General features: G+C 29.3%; 14 protein-coding genes, 4 tRNA genes, 1 pseudogene, 2 riboswitches and 2 other annotated features. Of the genes and pseudogenes, 8 read left to right on the top strand and 11 right to left on the bottom strand.

Features of this window, described 5'->3' with window-relative positions; genetic code table 11:
- The first annotated feature begins 32 nt into the window (after window positions 1–32).
- The 3 genes and pseudogenes from OW763_RS11885 to OW763_RS11875 all read left to right on the top strand — a co-directional run bounded on the left by OW763_RS11885 (window position 33) and on the right by OW763_RS11875 (window position 2,012).
- Window positions 33–674: a helix-turn-helix transcriptional regulator gene (locus tag OW763_RS11885; RefSeq protein ID WP_268041364.1), complete on the top strand. Its 642-nt coding sequence runs from the start codon at window positions 33–35 to the stop codon at window positions 672–674.
- 44 nt (window positions 675–718) lie between these two features.
- The gene (locus OW763_RS11880) at window positions 719–1,102 is read left to right on the top strand and encodes a RidA family protein (protein ID WP_268041363.1); all 384 of its coding nucleotides are present in this window, start codon (window positions 719–721) and stop codon (window positions 1,100–1,102) included.
- A gap of 11 nt (window positions 1,103–1,113) precedes the next feature.
- Window positions 1,114–2,012: pseudogene (locus tag OW763_RS11875) on the top strand (acetamidase/formamidase family protein).
- 172 nt (window positions 2,013–2,184) lie between these two features.
- Here OW763_RS11875 and brnQ read toward each other — a convergent pair.
- The gene (brnQ, locus tag OW763_RS11870; protein WP_268041362.1) at window positions 2,185–3,531 is read right to left on the bottom strand and encodes a branched-chain amino acid transport system II carrier protein; all 1,347 of its coding nucleotides are present in this window, start codon (window positions 3,529–3,531) and stop codon (window positions 2,185–2,187) included.
- Between the two features lie 115 nt (window positions 3,532–3,646).
- Window positions 3,647–3,909: a binding site (T-box leader), on the bottom strand.
- 313 nt (window positions 3,910–4,222) lie between these two features.
- Between brnQ and OW763_RS11865 the strand changes: the two genes are divergently transcribed.
- Together OW763_RS11865 and OW763_RS11860 are read left to right on the top strand one after the other, a co-directional pair.
- Window positions 4,223–4,363: a hypothetical protein gene (locus OW763_RS11865; RefSeq protein WP_268041361.1), complete on the top strand. Its 141-nt coding sequence runs from the start codon at window positions 4,223–4,225 to the stop codon at window positions 4,361–4,363.
- A 548-nt stretch (window positions 4,364–4,911) separates the two neighbouring features.
- A complete protein-coding gene (locus OW763_RS11860; protein WP_268041360.1) occupies window positions 4,912–6,186 on the top strand; it encodes an MDR family MFS transporter in 1,275 nt (424 codons plus the stop codon).
- A gap of 138 nt (window positions 6,187–6,324) precedes the next feature.
- On the opposite strand, the gene OW763_RS11855 is transcribed toward OW763_RS11860, so the two are convergent.
- The 3 genes from OW763_RS11855 to OW763_RS11845 form a co-directional block, all read right to left on the bottom strand.
- Window positions 6,325–7,602, bottom strand: coding sequence for an O-acetylhomoserine aminocarboxypropyltransferase/cysteine synthase family protein (locus OW763_RS11855; RefSeq protein ID WP_268041359.1), 1,278 nt, complete (start codon window positions 7,600–7,602; stop codon window positions 6,325–6,327).
- A 76-nt stretch (window positions 7,603–7,678) separates the two neighbouring features.
- Window positions 7,679–7,784: riboswitch (SAM riboswitch) on the bottom strand.
- Between the two features lie 85 nt (window positions 7,785–7,869).
- Window positions 7,870–10,239 carry a homocysteine S-methyltransferase family protein gene (locus OW763_RS11850; RefSeq protein WP_268041358.1) on the bottom strand — a complete coding sequence of 790 codons (2,370 nt, stop codon included), beginning with the start codon at window positions 10,237–10,239 and terminating at the stop codon, window positions 7,870–7,872.
- Window positions 10,229–10,897: a vitamin B12 dependent-methionine synthase activation domain-containing protein gene (locus OW763_RS11845; protein ID WP_268041357.1), complete on the bottom strand. Its 669-nt coding sequence runs from the start codon at window positions 10,895–10,897 to the stop codon at window positions 10,229–10,231. Before OW763_RS11845 ends, OW763_RS11850 begins: the two co-directional genes overlap by 11 nt.
- Window positions 10,898–11,057: 160 nt before the next feature.
- A riboswitch (SAM riboswitch) is annotated at window positions 11,058–11,166 on the top strand.
- 186 nt (window positions 11,167–11,352) lie between these two features.
- On the opposite strand from OW763_RS11845, the gene metF reads away from it, so the two are divergent.
- The 3 genes from metF to OW763_RS11830 all read left to right on the top strand — a co-directional run bounded on the left by metF (window position 11,353) and on the right by OW763_RS11830 (window position 14,908).
- Window positions 11,353–12,252: a methylenetetrahydrofolate reductase [NAD(P)H] gene (gene metF / locus OW763_RS11840; RefSeq protein WP_268041356.1), complete on the top strand. Its 900-nt coding sequence runs from the start codon at window positions 11,353–11,355 to the stop codon at window positions 12,250–12,252.
- 94 nt (window positions 12,253–12,346) lie between these two features.
- Window positions 12,347–12,585, top strand: a binding site (T-box leader).
- Window positions 12,586–12,636: 51 nt separating this feature from the next.
- Window positions 12,637–13,851, top strand: coding sequence for a threonine ammonia-lyase (gene ilvA / locus OW763_RS11835; RefSeq protein ID WP_268041355.1), 1,215 nt, complete (start codon window positions 12,637–12,639; stop codon window positions 13,849–13,851).
- Window positions 13,852–14,089: 238 nt separating this feature from the next.
- Complete coding sequence (locus OW763_RS11830; RefSeq protein WP_268041354.1) at window positions 14,090–14,908, top strand: EFR1 family ferrodoxin; 819 nt, start codon at window positions 14,090–14,092, stop codon at window positions 14,906–14,908.
- Between the two features lie 118 nt (window positions 14,909–15,026).
- Here OW763_RS11830 and OW763_RS11825 read toward each other — a convergent pair whose 3' ends face one another.
- The 7 genes from OW763_RS11825 to OW763_RS11795 form a co-directional block, all read right to left on the bottom strand.
- Complete coding sequence (locus tag OW763_RS11825; RefSeq protein WP_268041353.1) at window positions 15,027–15,389, bottom strand: hypothetical protein; 363 nt, start codon at window positions 15,387–15,389, stop codon at window positions 15,027–15,029.
- A 108-nt stretch (window positions 15,390–15,497) separates the two neighbouring features.
- A complete protein-coding gene (locus tag OW763_RS11820; protein ID WP_268041352.1) occupies window positions 15,498–15,947 on the bottom strand; it encodes a GNAT family N-acetyltransferase in 450 nt (149 codons plus the stop codon).
- A 151-nt stretch (window positions 15,948–16,098) separates the two neighbouring features.
- Window positions 16,099–16,800, bottom strand: a complete 702-nt coding sequence (locus OW763_RS11815) for a M48 family metallopeptidase (RefSeq protein ID WP_268041351.1) — start codon at window positions 16,798–16,800, stop codon at window positions 16,099–16,101.
- A 241-nt stretch (window positions 16,801–17,041) separates the two neighbouring features.
- A tRNA-Tyr gene (locus OW763_RS11810) sits at window positions 17,042–17,126 on the bottom strand.
- Window positions 17,127–17,138: 12 nt separating this feature from the next.
- A tRNA-Asp gene (locus OW763_RS11805) sits at window positions 17,139–17,215 on the bottom strand.
- 8 nt (window positions 17,216–17,223) lie between these two features.
- Window positions 17,224–17,299: transfer RNA gene (locus OW763_RS11800), tRNA-Val, on the bottom strand.
- An 11-nt stretch (window positions 17,300–17,310) separates the two neighbouring features.
- Window positions 17,311–17,386 (bottom strand) — tRNA-Lys (locus OW763_RS11795).
- Between the last annotated feature and the right edge of the window lie 50 nt (window positions 17,387–17,436).

The following is a 17,436-nucleotide window of genomic DNA, read 5'->3' as shown; positions in this document are numbered from 1 at the left end:
TATAAAAATTTATACATTTGGTGGTGTTCTTATTGTTTTTTACTAATAAAGAATTAGAAAAATACATTCCTATAGCAAATTTAATAGCCAAAACATTTGGTAAAAATTGCGAAGTTGTAATTCACGACTTATCAATTCCTCAAAACTCTGTTGTTTACGCTGTTAATAATCATGTAACAGGAAGACAAGTTGGTCAACCCTTTGATCATTTAGTTAAACAAGTTTTGTTATCTAAAAATTTTGATGGAGATTATACAGCAAATTATAAAATTGTTACTGAAGACAATAGAGAAATAAAATCCTCAACAGCTCTTATTAGGAATTCTAAGGGTGAAGTAATCGGAGCCTTGTGTATAAATTATGACCTAGACCCTATGAAAAATATAAAAGAATTTCTAGATGAGTTTATGCATGTAGAACAAGAAAAAATAGAAAATGTAAAACCTTTCGATAATGTAATACAAATAGTTGATGATTTAATAGATAAAATTGTATCTAATACAAATATAGACAATTTAAAAAGAAAGGATAAAGTTTCACTAATTAAATTCATGGATGAAAAAGGAATTTTCCTAATAAAAGGAGCTATCGAAAAGGTAGCTGATAAACTAAATATTTCTAAAGTAACTGTATATAGTTACTTAGATGATATAAAGAAAAATAAAAACTGTTAAATTTAAAGATATAGTTATAATTTAAAAATAAGGAGGAAATTTTAATGAAATTTATATCTACAAATAATGCTTTAAAGCCTTCTGGACATTATTCTCAAGCAATAGTACATAATGATTTAGTATTTATCTCAGGGCAATTATCCATAGATCCTGAAACAGGTGAAAAAAAATTTGGCACTATTGAAGATGAAACAGACAGAATTCTAAAAAACATAGAATTAATTCTTAAGGAAGCTGGAAGTGATAAAAATCATATTTTAAAGACAACTATATATATTCCAGATATATCTTTATGGGATAAAGTAAATAAAGTTTATAGTGATTTTTTCGAAAATCATAAACCAACAAGATCTGTTGTTCCTACAAAAGATTTGCATTTTGGTTTTAAAGTTGAAATTGAAGTTATTGCAACAATTATAGAAAAATAGGAGGAAATTATATGAAACGTATCAAAAGAGAAAATTCTATATTTACTATGTCTGCATCTCATAAACCCGTTGAAAAAATAAATTCAGGAGAAACTATTATTTTTCAAACATATGATTGCTATAATAACCAGATAAAAAATGAAAATCAATTATTTAGTACTATAAAAAAAGAATTAACTAATCCTGCCACTGGACCATTGTATATAGAAGAAGCAGAAGTTAATGATATTTTAAAAATTGAAATTATCGATATTAAAATTAATAATAGCGGAGTTATGTCTGTCTGCCCTAATAACGGAGTATTAGGCAAATCCTTTGATACACCAAAATCAAAAATCATACCTATAAAAGACAACAATGCTATTTTCAATGAAAAAATTCATATTCCCATAAACCCTATGATTGGAGTAATTGGAACAGCACCAAAAACGAAGAAATTGAAACAGTTGTTCCTGATATGCACGGTGGAAACTTAGATTGTAAAAGAATAGTAAAAGGATCTACAGTATTTTTACCTGTAAATGTTAAAGGGGGACTTTTATCCATAGGAGATTTACATGCTGTTATGGGCGATGGTGAAGTAGTTATATGTGGATTAGAAGTGGACGGAGAAGTTATAATTAAAGTTGATGTAATAAAAGATAAAAATTTTCCATTACCAATGGTAGTTGAAGGAGAACATATTATTACTATATCATCTAAAAAAACCTTAGATGAAGCTGCTAAACAAGTTACAATAAACATGCATAAATTTTTAATCAATGAACTTAAATTTGATGTTCATGAAGCAGCAATGCTTCTATCTTTAGTAGGAGAAGTAAAAGTATGCCAGATTGTTGATCCGTTAATGACTGCTCGTATGGAGTTTCCTATATATATTTTAGATAAATACAACTATAAAATAGTTTAAAAGATAACTATTCGTGGCTCAGGATTAAAAACAAATTAGAATTTAAAAAATCATTGATAAAATAAAAAATCCACTGCAGATACAACATAATCTGCAGTGGATTTTTATATGTAAATTATACAAGATTTGCTATAGTTTTACCAATAGCAATCATTCCTTATATAATTAAATTTTATTGTACATTAGCATTTTCAAAAGCTTTATTATGCTCTGATTTTTCCTTTACAAGCTTAACTACCACTCCTAAAAACATTCCAAATATTGCTGGAACTACCCAACCTAAACCTTTTGCATAAAGAGGTAATCCACTACATAAATTTGTAACAAATCCTAACTTTATTCCCACCTGACCTAATGAATCAACTATACTTACAACTCCAGTAAACAGTATTGTTAATCCATAAACCATGGAACTTTGTTTAAACAGATTATCTAACATTGCAAGTACTATAAGCATTATTGCTATTGGATAAATTGCATTTAATACTGGTACTGATATTGCAAGGATTTTTGTTAATCCCATATTAGCAAGCGTCATACTAGAAAGTGCTAATATTCTAACCCAACCTTTGTATGCTATCTTATTAGTTAATGTTGAAAAATATTGACTACATGAAGTTATAAGTCCAACACTAGTTGTTAAACAAGCTAAAGTGAATATAACTGCTAGTAATACAGCACCTGGCTTTCCAAATATATAAGTTGTAACATTTGTTAATGTTTGCGCTCCATTTTGAGTACCACCAAATCTTCCACCACTAGTTGCTCCTAAATGTGCAAGTATTGAATATATAAGTACTAGTAAAGCTCCCGCTATCATTCCAGCTTTTATTGTTGTTGAAACTACTACTTTTTCATCCTTAACCCCTTTAGATTTTATTGCTAATGCGATAACTATTCCAAAATTTAAAGCTGCTATTGTATCCATTGTTAGATACCCTTCTAAAAATCCTTTAACAAATGGAGACGTTACATATGCTTCTGTTGGTGCACCATAACCCCCTAATGGTTTAACTAAAGCTCCAACAAACATAACTAAAATTAAAAGTAACAAACTAGGTGTCAATACCTTACCCATACGGTTTACTAACTTAGTTGGTGATAATGAAAGCCAATAAGCTACCGTAAAAAATACTAATGTAAATCCTAGCAATGCTAAAGTTTTTGATATAGTTTCAGGCAAATATGGTGCTACCATCATTTCAAAAGGTAAACTTCCTGCTCTTGGAATACCTAAACAAGGTCCTATTGATAAATATATTAAAACCGTGAAAACCCCTGCAAATATTGGATTTACCCTTTTTGCTAACTTAGCTAATCCACCAGATTTAGCAACTGCAACTACTCCTAAAATTGGAAATCCAACTGCTGTTATAAAGAACGATGCCATTGCTACCCAAGTTTGTGAACCTGCTGCTTGACCTAAAAATGGAGGAAATATTAAATTTCCTGCTCCAAAGAATAATGAAAAAAGCATTAATCCTATAAGTAATAAATCTTTTTTTGATAAATTTTTCATTGTGAATGTCCCCCTTATATTTAAACGTAATCTCTTTTTTGATAATTAATAATACCATCCTCAATGTCCATATAATCGCCACCTTTACATAAATAAAAAACCCGCCCCTTGAAAAACAAGGGACGGGATAAACCGCGTTACCACCCTAATTCTATAAAACAAGTTTACAACGAATAAACCTTTTATAGCTCTTAGTTACATATCTAACAATACGCTTATCTTTTAACGGTGAAAGATTCCGTCAAAGCTTACTAAAATTAACTTCAGCTTTGCTTCTCAGAGATGATTTTCAATCATACTTTGAACATTGGCTTACAGCAAAACACCAACTCTCTGTAGAACAAAATATTACTTACTTTTTCTCTTCATAGAATTTATTTTAATTGTTGTTTATATGATATACTCATATTTATTCTCTGTCAATACCTATTTTAATATTTTTTTACAATATCCCAATATATTAACTTAAAAGTTAGTTTATTAATTAGTTACATAAAAAATAGCTTTTCTAAAAGACAGTGACCTGTAAACGATTTTTCACTAATTATAAATGCTATTTTACTATTTTTAATGTAATTTGAACTTTTACTAGTTTAATGTTTTAGTATTATAATTGTCTACGGTAAAAATAAATACTCACTCAAAAATAATAAATTATTAAATAGATAAATATATATATGGAGGATTTCACATGATGTATCAAATGGTATTTTTAATAATAGGATTAGCTAATCTATTAGGAATTGCATTAGTTTGTTTGGCTAATAACAATACAGAAACAACTACTTCTGTAAAAGATGATGTAAAACCAAACTTCAATCCAGTTCACTAAAAAACAAGCTAATTAAAATAAATAGAATGTAAAAATTCATCATTATTAATATTAAAAGAGCAGCGATAATATACGCTGCTCTTAATTATATCTAATTTCTATATAAATTATTTTTAAAAGTCTTGACATCTATTTCTAAAAATGCTAATATTAAAAAATAAATTTTAAAAAGGAGGTTGTTTATATGATATCAAATACAGAACTAGCATTAACCATGGTAATAAATACTCGATACCATCAAAAAAAATTATGTATAAACGACCTGTGTGAAAATTTTTAAAGGATATTTCTATAATTAGACATATTATGCCGCAGGTAGTTTATCTGCGGCTTTTTAGTATACTAAACTTATATGTCTATGTTAAGTAGTTTTTGAGATTTGATGAGATTTGCTTATCAGAAGTAATTTCTCACTCTCAAGCTTATAAGGATTATATACAAAAAGCCAAATTATACTTATTTTTTATATAAGGTATAGTGGGGCTTTTTTTATTTATTAAAAATATCCATATTGAATTTCACACAGGAACATGAAAGGAAAAAAACTTATGAAGAAATTAATTGAAAAAATTGAAAAATTATTAAATCCCTATAAAGGATTACCAAAGGAAATATATATTTTATTTATAGCAAGAATTATTAATGCTGCTGGTGCCTTTATTTTTCCTCTTTTAACTTTAATTTTCACAAAAAAACTTGGAATGTCAAATGCTCAAGCAGGGATATTTGTAACAATATGCGGAAGTTTATTTTTACCAAGCAGTATTATAGGTGGAAAATTAACTGATACTTTTGGAAGAAAAAAAGTTATTGTAACTTTGGATACATTAGCAGCTTTAAGTTATATAACTGCTGCGCTAGTGGGAACATCTACAAAAATGATACCTTTTATAATGCTTGCTAGTATTTTTATGGGAATGTCAGATCCTGCTCATTCAGCTATTATAGCCGACTTAACTACTCCTAAAAATAGAGATGGAGCATATTCTCTTTCATATATGGGGTTTAACTTAGGATTTTCAATAGGTCCTATATTAGGCGGATTATTGTTTGAAAATCATTTGAAACTTTTATTTATAGGAGATGCTATTACAGCTCTTATAGCAACAATATTAATATTTCTTTTTATTAAAGAAACACTACATAAAACTCATGAAAATATTGGAGATGATAGAAATTTAGAAAAAAGAGTGGAAGGCTCTATATTTAAAGTTTTATTATCAAGACCTATATTAATTTGGTTTTCATTAATAATGTTTGGATATAGTTTTGTTTATTCTCAGTGGAGTTTTATGTATCCAATGTATGTTGAACAAAGTTTTGTAAATGAGGGTGCAAAGCTTTATGGTAAATTAGCAAGCTTTAATGGGATTATAGTAATTACAATGACACCTGCCATTACACTATTTTTATCAAAGGTAAAAAACATAAGAAGGATATTTTATGGTGGTATTTTTTATGCAGTAGGTTTTGGGATGCTTGGTTTTGCAAATACGAAATTAGCCTTCTTCTGTTCAGTATTTATATTTACTATTGGTGAAATAACAATAGTAATAAGTTCTACCCCTTTTATTATAAATAATACACCAGCCTCTCACCGAGGAAGAATGAACGCTATACTTCCATTAATTATGGGCTTTGGACATACTATAGGTCCATTAATTATGGGCTTTGTATTAAAAAGTTCGTCTACTGCATTTGGCTGGAAAATAGTAGGACTTGTTATGATAATTTTTACACTTTTTATGTTCATTTTAGAAAAATATGATAAAAAACCACTCCAACATATTAATAAAATTAAAACAAGTACCAACTTGAAATAAAAAACTAGGATAAAATTTATAATTTTAGCAAAGCATTTCATTGTAAATCTATATACTTAATTTAAATAGCTTTACAATGAAATCTTAAACTATTCTTCTAATTCAACATATATTCTTTTATTAATTTTTACCTTACTTTTATATTTTATTTAATGCATTTGAAATATCATCGATTAAATCATCTGGATTTTCAATTCCTATTGAAACTCTTATTAATTCTGAAGTAACTCCTGCTTGTTTTTGCTCCTCTTTACTAAGCTGCTGATGTGTTGTAGATGCTGGATGTATTACAAGCGACTTAACATCTCCTATATTGGCTAAATGCGAAAACACCTGTAAAGATTTTATAAATTGTTTGGCATTTTCATATCCACCTTTTATTCCAAAAGTAAATACAGCACTAGCTCCCTTAGGTAAATATTTTTCGCATAAAACATTATATTTATTATCTTCAATTCCAGGATAGTTTACCCATTCAACCTTTGAATGTTGACTTAAATATTTAGCAATTTTCTTTGCATTTTCTACATGTTTTTCCATTCTAAGAGATAAAGTTTCAATTCCACTTAAAATAAGAAATGCATTAAAAGGCGAAATGCATGCTCCTATGTCTCTTAAAAGCACAACTCTTAGTCTTGCAATATACGCAGCATCCTTAAATGCATCATAATAAGAAAGTCCATGATAGCTTTTATCTGGTTCTACAAGATGAGGAAACTTACCATTGTTCCAGTTGAATTTACCTGAATCTATAACTATTCCACCAATTGCGGTACCATTACCACCTATATATTTTGTAGCAGAATATACAACAATATCTGCCCCAAACTCAAAAGGTCTGCATAAATATGGAGTGGCAAAAGTATTATCTACTATTAGCGGTATATTATTTTTATGTGCTATTTTTGCTACTTCTTCTATATCACATATATTAATACTTGGATTTCCAATAGTTTCTATATAAACTGCTTTTGTCTTTTCATTTATTGCAATTTCAAAACTTTTAGGATCATCTGAATTTACAAAATTAACTTTAATTCCATAGTCCTTTAAAGTACTTGAAAACAGCGTATATGTTCCTCCGTATAAGGTAGATGCTGCAACTACCTCATCTCCCGATTTTGTAATGTTTAATATAGCATAAGTTATAGCAGCCATACCAGAAGATGTTGCTACAGCTCCTATTCCTCCTTCAAGCAATGCCATTCTTTTTTCAAAGACATCTACAGTTGGATTGTTAATACGTGTATAAATATTACCAGATTTTTTTAGTGCAAATAAATCTGCCGCTTCCTCTGGTGTATCAAATACATAAGATGTTGTCTGATAAATAGGAACCGCTCTTGATTTTGTACTTGAGTCTGGTTCATATCCTCCATGTAACTGAATTGTTTCAAAACGTAATTTTTTCCCCATTTTTTAGCCCCCTATTATATCATTAAACAAAAGACTTCTTGTAGACAAGCTACAAGAAGTCTTTATTTCTTCTAGTATCTTATCTTTCAGGTAATTTACCTGCTGGAATTAGCACCTTGAATAATAATTATTCAGGTTGCTGGACGTCATAGGGCCAGTCCCTCAGTCTCTCGTGATAAGAAATTCATATTACTATTTTTTATTATTATCGATTGTATCAATATCAGTTATTATTGTCAATAAGAAAATATTACTAAATATTTTTTGCTATTCATTAAAAATTTTTCTTGCTATTTCTACCGATTTTCTAGCATCCTTAGCATAATAGTCTGCACCTATCATATCTGCATATTCTTGATTTAAAACAGCACCACCAACAAAAGTAATACAATCTATATTGTTATCTTTAAGTGCTTTTATAGTATCCTCCATACTTTTTACTGTAGTAGTCATAAGCGCACTAAGACCTATAAGTTTTATATTTTGCTCTTTTGCTGTTTCTACTACATTTTCAATAGGAACATCCTTACCTAAGTCTACAACTTCAAACCCATAATTTTCAAGAAGAATTTTAACAATATTTTTCCCTATATCATGTATATCTCCTTTTACTGTGGCTAAAATAATTTTGCCCTTTGAAATATTATTTGAACCTTCTTTTGTCATCTTTGCTTTTATAACATTAAATGCTTTTTTTACAGTTTCTGCTGATTGTATAAGCTGAGGAAGGAATAATTCTCCTTTCTCATATTTTTCTCCCACAATATCAAGAGCAGGAATTAAATATTCATTTACAACGTTCATTGAGCTCATTGTATTCAAATATTCCTTTGTCTTTATTGCTGCTTCATCCTTCATACCATTTATTACTATTTCCTTCAAATCTCTATCTGCTTTTACTTTAACAGCTTCCTTTTTCGCTTCAACATTAGAGTATATTTTCACAAATTCCTGTGAATCTTTATCTACATTAGAAAGTACTCTAAAAGCATATATTGTATCCATTATTCCTTCTGCCATAGGATTTAATATTGGTGCATCAAGCCCTTGAGCTAGTGCCATTGATAAAAATGTCTTATTTAAAATTTCTCTCTGCGGAAGTCCAAAAGACACATTGCTTACTCCAAGAAGTGTTTTAACTCCAAATTTTTCTTTAACCATTCTTACAGCTTTTATTGTTTCCATAACCTCTTCTTGCTGAGCTGAGGCAGTTAAAACCAAGCAATCAATAAGTATATTTTCCTTTGGTATTCCATAGCTTTCAGCTTTTTTTATAATTCTTTCAGCTATTTTAACTCTATCTTCTGCTTTAGCAGGAATACCCTTCTCATCTAAAGTAAGTCCCACAACACAAGTTCCATACTTTTTAACTATTGGAAATATTTCATTCATAGTCTGTTCTTTACCATTTATAGAATTTATAATAGGCTTTCCGTTATAAATTCTTACCGCTGCTTCTATAACTTCTCCACTTGTACTATCTATTTGAAGCGGAAGATTAATAATTGATTGAATTTGTTTAACAGTTTCTATCATAACTTTTTTCTCATCTATCTCGGGCAGTCCTACATTAACATCTAAAATATCTGCTCCAGCTTCTTTTTGATTTACAGCCTCTGTTAATATATAATCTATATTATTTTCTCTTAGAGCTTCTTTAAACTTCTTCTTTCCTGTTGGGTTTATTCTCTCACCTATAACCTTTACTCCATTACCTAATATAACAGTTTTTGATGAAGAACAAGCTCCTGTAATCCCCTTATACTTTACCTTTTTAGGCGCAAGTCCCTTTAATTCTTTCTTAACTTCTTTTATAAACTCTGGTGTTGTACCACAACATCCGCCAAGTACAACTGCTCCTTTTTCTGCTAAAACTTTTATGTAATAAGCAAATTCTGAAGGCTCTATATCATAAACAGTATTTCCATTTTCTACTCTTGGAAGCCCAGCATTAGGCTGTATCATAACAGGTATAGATGAATATTCTAGTATATGTTCTACTGTAGGTAACATTTCTTTAGGTCCAAGAGAACAGTTAACACCTAAAGCATCTACTCCTAATCCTTCTAGTACCATAGTCATAATAAGCGGATCTGTACCTGTTAATGTTCTTCCATCCTCTCCAAAAGTCATCGTACAAAATACAGGCAAATCACAGTTTTCCTTTACTGCAAGTACTGCTGCTTTTGCTTCATATATGTCAGATATAGTTTCTATTAAGATAAGATTACATCCAGCTTCTGCACCTGCCTTAACCTGTCTTTTAAATATTTCATAAGCTCTTTCAAAAGTTAACGTACCCATTGGCTCCATAAGTTGTCCTATAGGTCCTATATCTAATGCTACATACTTTTCACCTTTAGCTTTTTTTGCAATTTTCACAGCATTATTTATAACTTGTTCAACAGAATATCCAGTTTCTTTAAGTTTTAACTCATTAGCTCCAAATGTATTTGTAGTTACAACATTTGCTCCTGAACCTATATATTCTTCATGAATCTCTGTTATTATTTCTGGATGAATCATATTATAGACTTCTGGAATTTCTCCTGCTCTAAGCCCTTTTTTCTGAAGCATTGTTCCCATAGCTCCATCAAAAAATATAATTCTTTTCCCTAATATATCCTTAATTAACACAATAATCTCCCCCTCTTCTGTATTCACATGTTTCATAATTACTACACACCGTGCAGCCTGGATGTTCACTTGTAATACTTTTATCTTGAAATCCAATTACCGCAGTTACAGACTTTCTAGGTATCAATATACTATTTTCTGTAGCTGTAAGACCTATATTTTTCTGTGCTTGTAAAGTATTTAATATTTTTTCTTGAATATCTATTGGAAAATCTCCATACCCAGGACTATACCTATAAGTAATACCTAAATCTATATTTTTAGCTATTTTTCTTATTTCACACTCTGCTTCATCACATATTTTTTCTATCAATACTGATGCACAGGAATCCCAAATAACAGCTTTTGTTAAATTAAACTTCTCATAGTATCTTATTTTGCTGTCCACTAAACTCCCAAGAGTTACAGCCATAACAGCACACATATCTGAATTTTTAAGATGCTCCTTTATATCTTTCCCCTTAAATATCAAATTACTTTCTAAAAGTTCTACTCCCTCATCATTTTTCTTAATATCAAACACCCCAAATGTATACTTAGGTTTTGTATACTGCTTTACTTCTTCTATGCACTGATCTATTAATAAATTTAATTGTTCTTGAATAATCTGATTTTTATGCCCCAAATATCTTAAAACCTCTTTTTTATCAATATACAAATAATCGCCCCCTATTTGTTAAACTTTATTTTAAATATATTCTTTTAATTATTCAACATTTTTTTTCTATATTAAAATATTGAACAAATTTCCTCTTGACATCTGCATATAAAAATATTAAAATAGGTTAAAATAAAATTTAATAGCATATACGAAAAATTTCTTATCAAGAGTGGTGGAGGGACTGGCCCTTTGAAACCCGACAACCGGTATCTTTATGATACAACGGTGTCAAATCCTGCAGAATTTTTTATTTTGGTAGATGAGAAGATTAGCATAAATTTTATATATAAACATATAAAATTAAGAGTTCAAAGCTGCTTTTCTTATCGAAAAGTAGCTTTTTTTTATTAAAACTATGAACTTTACGTAAAATCTCAAATACTTATTATAATTGGGGCATAATTAAGTATTTGAGCCATATTAACTAGAACAAGAAAAGGGGGCTATCTTTTATGAACATAAAAGATATATTTAAACAAAAGAAACCTGTAATTTCCTTTGAGATATTTCCACCTAGAAAAGACTCTTCAATCAATACTATATACAAAACTATTGATAATTTAGCTTATTTAAAACCTGATTATATAAGCGTTACTTATGGTGCCAGTGGAAATAAAAACAAAAACAAAACTACTGAAATAGCTTCTATTGTTAAAAACAAATATAATATCGAAGCTTTAGCTCACTTAACGTGTTTAACATCTTCTAAAGATGAAATAAACAAAATATTACAGCAGTTAAAAAATAATAATATTGAAAATCTCCTTGCTCTTAGAGGAGATTTACCTGAAGAGCCTGATTTTAAAATTTCAGATTCCAATCCTTTCAATTATGCTGTGGATTTAATAAAACATATAAAAGAAACAGAGGATTTTTGCATAGGTGGAGCTTGTTATCCAGAGGGGCATACTGAATGTAACAGCATAGAATCTGATTTATATAACCTTAAAAACAAAGTAAATTCTGGTACAGATTTTCTAATTTCTCAATTATTTTTTGATAACAAATTTTTTTACGATTTTAAATCTAAAGTAGATACTCTAGACATAAACGTTCCACTTCAAGCAGGTATTATGCCTGTGATAAATAAAAAACAAATAGAAAGAATAGTTTCTCTATGTGGAACTTCTATTCCAAAAAAATTTATTACAATCATGAACAAATACGAAAATAATACTGAAGCTTTAAAAGACGCAGGTATTGCTTATGCTACAGATCAAATAATTGATTTATTATCTAATGGAATTGATGGTATTCATATTTACACTATGAACAATCCTGATGTAGCACGAAAAATAGTATCAAATATATCTTCTGTAGTAAATGCATTAAATACCGATATTGCAATTTAATTTTATAAAAATCATTTTTTAATTAAATTAAATATTTATTGACAAATATATAAAAACAGGTTAAAATCTATAAACAAATGATAATTATACATAGTAAATAGCAACGAAGGAGACAGCTGTTTTGTCAAAATCAGTTACAGAAAGTCGACATTTGTTGAAAGTCGATACTGATGGATAAAATAGGAATCACTCCCGAGCTGTGTGTCTGAACAATAGTAAGATACACCGTCTAGCTCCGATAAAAAGCTTAGGTTTAATTGAACTGAAAAAGTGGCATTTTTATATAATTAAAAATGCAATTAAGGTGGTACCGCGAATTAATTCGTCCTTGAAATATTCAAGGGCGTTTTTTATATATTATTACAATTTTAAGGGGGCACATTTATGAAAAATTCATTTTTAAACTTTGCAGATATTGAAACAGCTGTAAACAACCTCAAAGGAACAGCTAAAAGAACTCAGCTTATCTATAGTTCTTTTTTCAGTAATGAATCTAAAAATAAGGTTTATATAAAACCAGAAAATCTGCAAGTAACTGGGGCTTTTAAAATACGTGGAGCTTATAATAAGATTATTAAGTTATCCGAAGAAGAAAAGAAAAGAGGGGTTATAGCATCATCTGCTGGAAACCACTCTCAAGGAGTAGCTTATGCAGCTCAAAAGCTTGGGGTTAAAGCAACAATTGTAATGCCTAAAACTACTCCACTTATAAAAGTATCAGCCACTAAAAATTATGGTGCAAATGTAGTTCTACATGGGGATTTCTACGATGAAGCATATACTAAAGCTAAAGAACTTCAAGAAGAAAATAATTATGTTTTTGTTCATCCTTTTGATGATTTAGATGTTATTGCAGGGCAAGGAACAATAGCTGTAGAAATATTAGAAGATTTAAAAGATATTGATTATATTCTTGCCCCTGTCGGCGGAGGCGGACTTATAAGTGGAATTGCTTTTGCTGCAAAATCTATCAATCCAAATATAAAAGTCATAGGGGTCGAACCTGAAGGTGCTAAAGCAATGAAAAAATCTTTGGAAGAAAATGCTGTTGTAAATCTTGATACAGTAAAAACTATAGCCGAAGGAGTAGCTGTAAAAAGACCTGGAGATACACCTTTTGAAATTATAAAAAATTATGTAGATGAAATCATAACTGTTTCAGATTTCGAAATAATGGAGGCTTTTCTAATGCTTCTTGAAAAAGAAAAGTTAATTGCTGAAACTTCTGGAGCACTATCCCTAGCTGCATTAAAGAAAATAAATGATAAAGATAAAAAAATAGCTTGTGTTGTAAGTGGTGGTAACATAGATGTTGTAACAGTTTCTTCTATGATAAATAGAGGACTTGTTTCTAGAGGAAGATTATTCTGCTTCACAGTAGAACTTCCTGATACTCCAGGAGAATTATTAAAAATCTCAGAAATACTCTCTGATTTAAGTGCTAATGTTATAAAACTTGATCACAACCAGTTCAAAACATTTGATAGATTTATGCAAGTTCAACTAGAAGTAACTGTTGAAACCAATGGTGATGAACACGTTAATCAAATAATCAACAGCTTAAATAAAGCTGGATATAAAATTATTAGAGTATATTAAAATTTACTAAGCATTCTATATAATAATTAACACTTCTACACATTAACACGTAGGAGTGTTAAAAATATAACTCCAATCTATTGTTAATCTTCATTAAAATATCTATTTATATATTACTTTTAGTATCTACCAATTTATACTATAATGATTCTAGAAGTAATATAACAAAAGTTACTATTCACCACAATAATGATATTTGGATTAATAATATATAAAAATGTATCATAGGAGGCTTATTATGGATAAAAAAATTAATGCAATATACTTTAGTGCAACAGGTACAACAAAAAAAATAGTCTTTGGAATATCACAACAAATTTCAAAGAATAATGACAATGAAACACCTATACATAATATTGATTTTACGTTACCAGAAGCTAGAAAAACTCCTGTATCTTTTACAAAAGAAGATATTGTCATTGTAGGCGTTCCAGTCTACGCAGGAAGAGTTCCTAATATATTACTAAAATATTTAACTTCTATTAAAGGTAATGGAACATTGGCAATTCCTGTAGTTGTTTATGGAAACAGAAATTATGATGATGCTTTAATAGAATTGAAAGATATTCTTGAATTAAATGATTTTAAAGTTATGGCAGGAGGTGCATTTATAGGAGAACACTCATTTTCTAAAACTCTTGCTCAAAACAGACCTGATGAAAAAGATATGACTATAGTAAGTGATTTTGGTAATCAGATATATACAAAAATAAAAACTCAAGATCAAATTGAAGATATAGTTGTAAAAGGAAATAAACCTTATAGAAAATATTATATGCCCAAAAATAAAAATGGGGCTCCTGCAGATATTAGAAAAGTCATTCCAAAAACAAATAGCAATTGTATTGATTGCAAACTTTGTGTAGATGTCTGTCCTATGGGTTCTATTGATTCTAATGACGTATCTAAATTAAATGGAATTTGTATTAAATGTGGTGCTTGCATTAAAAAATGTCCTACTCATGCAAAGTATTATGATGATGCAAATTATTTAAAACATAAACACGAATTAGAAATTGATTTTGCTTCTAGAAGAGAACCAGAATTATTTATTTAAAAATTAAGGGCCAAAAATTTGGTCCTTATATAAAACTTTAATTGATAATTAAAATATAGTTAAAAATAATTTTGTAATATGTTATATATAAATCATCACACCCTTCTACCACTCCAAACTACTTTGTCTTTATATAAAATATAATCATACCAACAAACGCCATCATACAAATTATGTAAAATCCATTTAAACCCAAATAACCAAATTTATCTTGAAATATACTTAACTTTGGAATCTTTAGAATTATAATAAGTATTCCTGCACCAATAAAAAAATTTTTATTTGCAGCAACATACCTGTTTATATTCTTTATTTTACTTTTTTGTTTACTCTCCAAATGTTTTTCGTTAAGAATAACTCCATTAATTATTAAGATTATTCCAAAAACAACATCTCCTAATATAGAATCCCAATGTAAAAACAAACCATTAATTATCAGCATACTAATTAGTATAATATTGCCTATTTTAAACCAGTTCAAATTAATCTCCCCCACATTTCATATGTAATATATCTATAACAGTCCATTCAGACTATATTTTTCTTTAATATACCATTTAATTTTACTTTTTAATATTCATTCTCCATTCTATATATTATCTAAATCCTTCATCATCAATGTCATTGTGCTAGATAATTTATAACCATTATTTTTATAAAAATTTTCTATTCTTCCTCCTTTAAGTGTCCAAAAATGAATAAAATTCACATCTACTGCTTTTAATTCTTCTTCTAAATATTTTAGCATCTTGCTTCCAATGCCTTTTTTTTGAATAGCTGAATCCACAAAAAAATCCTTCATGTAATAGTGAAAACCTTCATACCACTGTTCACAATTACCCATAATGACACTTACAATCTTATCATCTTTTTTATAAACTATCCCCTTAAAGTTAGGGCTTTTACATGTTTCTTCTAATCTTTTACGAGCAGTTTCAAAACTCCACTTCTCATTCCAAGGCTCACTATTAAAAACTGATACTAATAAATTAGTACATTCATCTAAATAATCATTTTGAAAGATTTCAATTGTTTCCATATATATTCCTCCAATATTTTAGTAATTTATTTCATATATTATATAGCAATATTAACTTTTTTAACATTTAGAAAAATTATACAATCAATGATACTATAACTGCAAAAATAGCTGTCCCTATATTTTGAACAAAAATATGCACCAGCCCCCATTATATAACAGTACTCTCCAACTTTTCTTTTCTTCCTTGCCAATCGGGCATAACTAAATCCATAAGCCCATAAAATTGCTTACTGTGATTTGGATGTTTCACATGACAAAGTTCATGCACAATAACATGTTCAATGCAATAACTAGACGCTCTTATAAGTTCTAAATTCAAAAGCACATGATTTTTTTTAGGATGATAACTTCCCCATCTAGCTTTCATTTTTCTTATAGACCACGTAGGTTTTTTTATTCCATATTTTCTTAATTTTTCAAAACACTCTTCAAATAATTCTCCAAATTTCTTTTCAGCCTGATTTCTATACCACTTGTAAAGCAATTTTTCATTGTACTCTCTGTTATGTTTATGAATTGTATATATATAAATATATCTTTCTTTTAACTCTACATGATTTTTCTTAGCAGCTATTACCTTGAGCATATACTGTCTACCTAAATACATATGACTTTCTCCACTTTCATAATATCTTGGAGTGAATCCAGGTAAAATTTTCTCAAAATGCTCCTTTTGTTTTAATATCCACGTAGCTCTTTTTAGTATGATTTCTTTAATCACCTCATCTTTAGTTCTTAAAGGAGCTGAAACCTCCACTGCAAGATTTGGTTTTATAGAAATCTTTAAAGTTTTACGTTTTTTATACTTAACTTGAAATTCTATCTCTTTTTCTCCGTAGTTAACTTTCATGTTTATTCTCATCACCTTTAAATTTACTATAAACTTATCCTATTTATCGTTTGTCTTAATTTGACCTTGATAGTGAACATTTATATTTTAAAATACAAAAGAACTTAGACTAGCCAATTAACCAGTCTAAGATTTAAACATTTATATTTACATACTTTTTAAGTTTTTTCATAAGCCACAGTTTTATTTCTAATTTAAAATTTCTGTATAAAAAAAACAGCCTTATATAAGACTGTTTTAATGGTGGAGGAAGATGGATTCGAACCATCGAAGCGAAACGCAACAGATTTACAGTCTGCCCCCTTTGGCCACTCGGGAACTCCTCCGTATTATATTATTGGCGACCTAGAAGGGACTCGAACCCTCGACCCCCGGCGTGACAGGCCGGTACTCTAACCAACTGAGCCACTAGGCCACATTTTATGGTGGGCACAACAGGGCTCGAACCTGTGACCCCCTGCTTGTAAGGCAGGTGCTCTCCCAGCTGAGCTATGCGCCCATAAAATTAATTGGTGATCCACCGGGGAATCGAACCCCGGACAACTTGATTAAAAGTCAAGTGCTCTACCGACTGAGCTAGTGAATCAAATTACCTGGCAGCGACCTACTCTTCCACATCGTCTCCAATGCAGTACC

The sequence above is a fragment of the Clostridium aestuarii genome, assembly GCF_026735135.1.
Lineage (GTDB): Bacteria > Bacillota > Clostridia > Clostridiales > Clostridiaceae > Clostridium_H > Clostridium_H aestuarii.
This window is presented reverse-complemented; position numbering and strand designations above follow the sequence as displayed.